The sequence below is a fragment of the Cognatundibacterium luofuense genome (assembly GCF_018139685.1).
Lineage (GTDB): Bacteria > Pseudomonadota > Gammaproteobacteria > Burkholderiales > Burkholderiaceae_D > Undibacterium > Undibacterium luofuense.
The window spans coordinates 1-453 of sequence record NZ_JAGSPN010000147.1; the positions used below are offsets into that span (position 1 = coordinate 1).

At 53.2% G+C, this 453-nt stretch carries 1 protein-coding gene; it reads left to right on the forward strand.

Annotated features, from left to right (window positions below; translation table 11 throughout):
* A partial coding sequence (locus KDM89_RS19755) for a hypothetical protein (RefSeq protein ID WP_212689595.1) occupies nt 1–350 on the forward strand: 350 nt, incomplete at its 5' end.
* Nucleotides 351–453 lie beyond the last annotated feature (103 nt).

A 453-nucleotide genomic window follows, 5' to 3' on the forward strand; every position in this document is an offset into this window, starting at 1 on the left:
TTGCTGCAGTACTCTTGCTAATGACTACTGCTTGTGATCGTCTGGGTCTGGCTGATCCGGCCAAGGAGGCTGCGCAAAAAGAAGCCGATGCCAAAGCGACTGGCAGTGCCTGCCGGCATGCTGGCCGTGCGATTGAGGATTGTTATGCCCTCAATCCAGACGCTGCCAGGGCGGCCGTGTATGCAGGCTGGAAAGAAATGAATGACTATATGCGCGAAAATAAAATAGATAACGTTAAACCGGAAATCGCGCCGAACGAGCCACCACTGCCGAAAGTGGAACACAGCGAGGAAGAAAGCTCAGCGTCAGCTTCTGCGTCCGCCTCAGCCTCCGCCAAATCGAAGAAATAATTTAGGGATGCAAATCAGAATACGCGCCATGCGTGTTGCAGATGTGTCCGCTGTTTATGCGGTGCAGGCTCAAGTGTATGTCGCAGACATGGTGGAACCGCAA